This window comes from Micromonospora sp. WMMD736 (assembly GCF_049179015.1).
Taxonomy (GTDB): Bacteria; Actinomycetota; Actinomycetes; order Mycobacteriales; family Micromonosporaceae; genus Micromonospora.
The window spans coordinates 1-5,236 of sequence record NZ_JBMHMI010000010.1; the positions used below are offsets into that span (position 1 = coordinate 1).

6 protein-coding genes and 1 pseudogene are annotated in these 5,236 nt (G+C 68.1%); 1 reads left to right on the forward strand and 6 read right to left on the reverse strand.

Going from position 1 to position 5,236, the window contains the following annotated elements; translation table 11 throughout:
- Positions 1–247 (forward strand): annotated as a pseudogene (locus tag ACN269_RS32495) (hypothetical protein); the annotation flags it as partial.
- Here the strand turns inward: ACN269_RS32495 and ACN269_RS32500 are convergent.
- The 6 genes from ACN269_RS32500 to ACN269_RS32525 form a co-directional block, all read right to left on the reverse strand.
- Positions 205–492, reverse strand: a complete 288-nt coding sequence (locus ACN269_RS32500) for a hypothetical protein (protein WP_421476820.1) — start codon at positions 490–492, stop codon at positions 205–207. The pseudogene ACN269_RS32495 and the gene ACN269_RS32500 sit on opposite strands and share 43 nt — an antisense overlap.
- Before the next feature lie 31 nt (positions 493–523).
- Entirely contained in the window at positions 524–1,141 is a 618-nt protein-coding gene (locus tag ACN269_RS32505) for an alpha/beta family hydrolase (protein WP_421476822.1), read from the reverse strand.
- Positions 1,138–1,980 (reverse strand): bifunctional hydroxymethylpyrimidine kinase/phosphomethylpyrimidine kinase, encoded by an 843-nt coding sequence (gene thiD, locus ACN269_RS32510; protein WP_421476823.1) that lies wholly within the window; start codon positions 1,978–1,980, stop codon positions 1,138–1,140. Before thiD ends, ACN269_RS32505 begins: the two co-directional genes overlap by 4 nt.
- Positions 1,977–3,617 (reverse strand): phosphomethylpyrimidine synthase ThiC, encoded by a 1,641-nt coding sequence (thiC, locus tag ACN269_RS32515; protein ID WP_421476825.1) that lies wholly within the window; start codon positions 3,615–3,617, stop codon positions 1,977–1,979. The genes thiD and thiC overlap by 4 nt, the downstream gene beginning before the upstream one ends.
- Before the next feature lie 285 nt (positions 3,618–3,902).
- Positions 3,903–4,763, reverse strand: coding sequence for a MaoC/PaaZ C-terminal domain-containing protein (locus tag ACN269_RS32520; protein ID WP_421476827.1), 861 nt, complete (start codon positions 4,761–4,763; stop codon positions 3,903–3,905).
- Between the two features lie 3 nt (positions 4,764–4,766).
- The coding region (locus tag ACN269_RS32525) for an FAD-binding protein (RefSeq protein WP_421476829.1) at positions 4,767–5,236 on the reverse strand (470 nt) is incomplete at its 5' end.

Below are 5,236 nucleotides of genomic sequence, written 5' to 3' on the forward strand. Positions count from 1 at the left end.
GCGCAACCTGCAGCGGTCCAACGTCGAGACCTGGGTGGGACTGGTGGTGGCGGTGCGCCCTAGTTGGTCGCCCGCGCGGGCTCGGTTCGCCGTGCACGCCGCGATGGCGCTGGTGATCGACCTGGGTCGGCTCGTGCGCTACCAGGACACCGAACTGACTCGGTCCACCGTCGGCCGGTTGCTGGACCTGACCCTGCTCGGCCGTTACCGGTTGCGCGACGCGGCTACCGCGTTGCCGGCCAGGTAGGCCCCGTAGCTGATCAGGCCGACGATTCCCAGCCGCCTGGTCTTGCGGGTGCTCAGCGCCAGCCCGACCGCGGTTTCGATACCGCCGTTGGTGTAGATGTGGCGGCGGGTGTCGCGTGGAAAGGCCGGTTGGGTGATCGGCTCGAACAGCTGCGGGGCGGCGAAATGCGACAACCCGACACCGGCGAGCGTGAGTCCGGCGATTGTGGCGGCTCCCCCGCGGCGCGCGGTTTTCTCGGTGGTCATGACGTCCTTTCTGTTGAGGTGAGTCTGGGTGTCAATTCAGTGCGCGAAGCCCGGCCTCGACCGCCAGCGCCGGCACGTCCAGCGTCGTGGAGTCCAGGCTGTGCCCGGCGCCGGTGATCTGCACGATCTCGGTGGGCGCTGTGATCAACTTCGCGACGGCGCGGAGCTCGTCGATGCTGGCGAACGGATCCGATGTGCCGTGGGTGAACACGGTGGGGGCGGTGATGCGTGGCAGGTGCTCGGTGCGGGCCCGTTCCGGCTTGCCGGGCGGATGCAGGGGGTAGGAGAACAGGGTCAGCGTGTCGATCTGGAGTCCGTCGTCGGCGACGGCCATCGAAGTCATCCGCCCGCCGTAGGAGTGGCCGCCGGCGATCACCGGACCGGTGGCCAGGGTCCGGACAGCGGCCACCGCTTCGGCGACCCCGGCTCGGTCGGCCGCACCGGAACCCGATGGTGGCCCCTTCGGCCGACGACGGCGATAGGGCAGGTTGTAGCGCACCGCCAGCCAGCCCTGAGCGGCCCACTGGTCGCAGATTCTGATCAGCAGCGGCGATTCCCGGCTGCCGCCGGCCCCATGCGTCAGCACCACCACACCACGCGGTATTCCGGCGGGTTGGTGCGCGATACCGGCGATCTCGTCGAGATTCATGAGCTTGCGGTGAGCCGGAACAGCGCCGAGACCGGTCCGTGGCCGTGGCCCAACGGGTAGGCGGCACGAAGGCATTCGGTCACCCAGCGTTTGCCGAACGCCACCGCATCGGGCACCGAGAAGCCGTGCGCCAGCGCACTCGCCGTCGCCGCGGCCAGGGTGTCACCGGCGCCGTGGTCGTGTCCGGTGTCGATGCGCGTGGCGTCGAACTCGACGAAATCCACGCCGTCGTAAAGCAGGTCCGGGCTCTGGGCAGACGACCGCAGATGCCCGCCTTTGACGAGCGCCCACTGCGGGCCCAATGCGTGCAGCGCACAGGCCGCATCACGCTGGGATTGCCCGTCGGTGACTTCGATACCGGTGAGCAACCGCACCTCGTCCAGGTTCGGGGTCACCAGCGTCGCCAGCGGAAACAGTTGGGTGCGTAGTGAATCCAGCGCGCTCGGGTGGAGCAGCGGGTCGCCGTGCATGGATGCGCACACCGGATCAACCACCAATGGCGTCGATCCGGCCAGGCCCTGGCTGCGCCAGGCGCCGGCGACGGTGTCGATGATCTCGGCCGATGCCAGCATCCCCGTCTTGGCGGCCTGCAGACCGATGTCGGAGGCCACCGCCTCGATCTGCCCGGCGATGACCTCCAGCGGGATCTCGTGAAACCCCTTGACCCCGACGGAGTTCTGTACCGTCACAGCGGTCACCGCGACGAGTCCGTGGATGCCGAGCAACGCGAACGTGCGCAGGTCGGCCTGGATCCCGGCACCGCCGCCCGAGTCCGATCCGGCGATCGTCATCACCCGCAGTGGGGCGTGGCCGGGCTCGGGCAACGGGAGAAACGTCATGCCAGGGGGAGGTAGACCCGGTTGCCGTGTTCGGCGAACTCTTTCGACTTCTCGGCCATGCCCTCGGCCAGCGCCGCTTCGATCGCCTCTTCGCTGTCCAGCCCGTGTTCGGCCGCGTAGTCGCGGACGTCCTGGGTGATGCGCATCGAGCAGAACTTCGGCCCGCACATCGAGCAGAAGTGTGCGGTCTTGGCCGGCTCGGCGGGCAGGGTCTCGTCGTGGAACGACCGGGCGGTGTCAGGGTCTAGCGACAGCGCGAACTGGTCGTGCCAGCGGAACTCGAAACGGGCCGTGGACAACGCGTCGTCACGCTGTTGGGCGTGCGGATGACCCTTGGCCAGATCCGCGGCGTGGGCGGCGATCTTGTAGGCGATCACCCCGTCCTTGACGTCCTTGCGGTCGGGCAGTCCGAGGTGTTCCTTCGGGGTGACGTAGCACAGCATCGCGGTACCGGCCTGGGCGATGATCGCCGCTCCGATCGCCGAGGTGATGTGGTCGTAGGCCGGTGCGATGTCCGTGGCCAACGGCCCGAGCGTGTAGAACGGAGCCTCCTCGCACAGCTCTTCTTCTAGCTTCACGTTCTCCACGATCTTGTGCATCGGAACGTGCCCGGGGCCTTCGATCATCACCTGCACGCCATGGGATTTCGCGATCTTGGTCAGCTCACCGAGAGTGCGCAGCTCGGCGAACTGGGCCGCGTCGTTGGCGTCGGCGATCGATCCCGGTCGCAGGCCGTCGCCCAGCGAGAAGGTCACGTCGTAGCGCTGCAGGATTTCGCACAGCTCGTCGAAGTGGGTGTAGAGGAACGACTCCTGATGGTGGGCCAGGCACCAGGCCGCCATGATCGACCCGCCGCGCGAGACGATGCCGGTGACGCGCTTGGCGGTCAGCGGGACGTAGCGCAGCAGCACGCCGGCGTGCACGGTCATGTAGTCGACGCCCTGCTCGCACTGCTCGATCACGGTGTCGCGGTACAGCTCCCAGGTCAGCGCGGCCGGGTCGCCGTTCACCTTCTCCAGCGCCTGATAGATCGGCACCGTGCCGACCGGCACCGGTGAGTTGCGCAGGATCCACTCGCGGGTCTGGTGGATGTCGCGTCCGGTGGACAGGTCCATGATGGTGTCGGCACCCCAGCGGGTCGCCCAGACCATCTTGTCGACCTCTTCGCCGATCGACGAGGTGACCGCCGAATTGCCGATGTTGGCATTGACTTTCACGCAGAACGCCTTACCGATGATCATCGGTTCGGTTTCTGGGTGGTTGTGGTTGGCCGGGATGACCGCGCGGCCCCGCGCCACCTCATCGCGCACCAGCTCGGCCGACACGCCTTCGCGCGCGGCGATGAACGCCATCTCAGCGGTGATCTCACCGGCCCGGGCGCGCTGCAGCTGGGTGCCGCGGTCGCGCACCACCCCGGCGCGCGGCGGCAGTCCGGCGGTCAAGTCGATCACCGCATCGGTGTCGGTGTACGGACCCGAGGTGTCGTACAGGTCGAGGTGCTCGCCGTTGGTCAGGTGCACCCGCCGGGCCGGTACCCGCGCGCCGGGCACCCCGGCGAGCTCGGTGTACACCTTGGCGCTGCCGGCAATGGGGCCGGTGGTCACGGCCGGATCGACAGCAACAGAAACTTCGCTCATGACATCTCCCTACGTCGGCATTACCCGGTCAGGTTCATACGGTCGACGGCACCGTTCAGCCGTCCTCTCAGCGCACTGGGCGTACGCTCCCGCGTTCTCCGTGTGGTGTTGTTCGGCCCTGGTTGGGGGCCGTTGCCCAACATAGCGCAGCGACCTGGTGGTCGGCAGGGGGCGACACGAAATTGCCGTGAGAGTGGCCGCGCCGTCATCGAGTCGGCCGAGCGTCACGCTGGCGTGGCTGTCGTCGTCGAGCGTCACGCCGGTGTGACGACGAAGGGCGAGACGTCAGGCCGGGACCAACTCCACACCCGACAGCACGACTTCGTCGCCGCGCTCCGGCGCAATCAGGACAGCGACAAAGCGCCCGTCGTCCTTCCACACATTGGCTTGCAGCGTCTCGCCCGGGTACACCACCCCGGCGAAGCGCGCGCCGTAGGAGCGCACCTGGGTCACATCGCCGTCGAGCAGGTTGTCGACGAGCGCCTTGCAGCCGATGCCGTAGGTGCACAGCCCGTGCAGGATCGGCTTGGGGAAGCCCGCGTCCGCGGCGAACTTCGGATCCGAGTGCAGTGGGTTGCGGTCGCCGCACAGCCGGTACAGCAGGGCCTGCTGCGGCAGGGTGGGCAGCGCCACCTCCAGGTCAGGAGCCCGATCAGGTGGCGTCAGGTTGGTCGACGGTCCCCGTTCGCCGCCGAAGCCGCCTTCGCCGCGCGCGAAGATCGAGCGCTTGGTGGTCCACAACACGGTGCCGTCCGGTGCGGTCACGGTGGTCTCGCTGACGATCACCGCGGCCTTGCCCTTGTCCCAGATCTCGGTGAACCGCTGTACTGAGCTGGCGGTCCCGCTGGGCGGGATCGGCGCGGGCACGGTCACCCCCTCGCTGGCATGCAGCACCTTCGACAGCTCGATGTCGATGCCGGGGAACCGCACGGTCGGCGGTTCGGTGTCGTGGAAACTGGCGGCCACGTTGCCGAAGGTGGGCAGCACCTGCGGGGTGCCGTCGGTCAGGTAACGCAACTCCCGCTGATCCATCGGGTCGGCGCCGGCGCCCAGCCCCAAGTGGTACAACTGGATATCGCTGCTGCTCCAAGAGAATTCGATGGGGTCCAGCTCAGCGGCCAGCGCCTCGTCGACATTGATCGGCATCGCTCAACCCCTTCCGGCCAGATGCAGCGCCGCCAGATAGCCGAACGTCATCGCCGGCCCGATGGTGCCGCCCGGTCCCGGATAGGTGTGACCCATCACCGGCGCGCTGACGTTCCCCGCTGCGTAGAGGCCCTCGATCACCGCACCGTCGTCACGCAGCGCACGGCCGTGCACATCGGTGCGGATACCGCCCTTGGTGCCCAGATCGCCGGGCACCATCTTGGCCGCGTAGAACGGGCCGTGGCTGATCTCGCCGAGGTTGGGGTTCGGCTTGTTCGTGGGATCGCCGTAGTAGCGGTCGTAGGCGCTCTCGCCGCGGTGGAAGTCCTCGTCGACACCGGATCGCGCGAAGCCGTTGAACCGCTCGACGGTGGCGGCCAGCGCATCGGCGGGCAAGCCGGTCTTCTCCGCCAGCTCGGCCAACGTGTCGGCCTTGACGATCACGCCGGAATCCATCCACTTGCTCGGAATGC

Bases quoted from the DNA above. Each gene is read 5' to 3' on its own strand.
- ACN269_RS32520 (WP_421476827.1), bottom strand. From the start codon at position 4,763: ATGCCGATCAATGTCGACGAGGCGCTGGCCGCTGAGCTGGACCCCATC.
- ACN269_RS32505 (WP_421476822.1), bottom strand. From the start codon at position 1,141: ATGAATCTCGACGAGATCGCCGGTATCGCGCACCAACCCGCCGGAATA.
- ACN269_RS32500 (WP_421476820.1), bottom strand. From the start codon at position 492: ATGACCACCGAGAAAACCGCGCGCCGCGGGGGAGCCGCCACAATCGCC.
- thiD (WP_421476823.1), bottom strand. From the start codon at position 1,980: ATGACGTTTCTCCCGTTGCCCGAGCCCGGCCACGCCCCACTGCGGGTG.
- thiC (WP_421476825.1), bottom strand. From the start codon at position 3,617: ATGAGCGAAGTTTCTGTTGCTGTCGATCCGGCCGTGACCACCGGCCCC.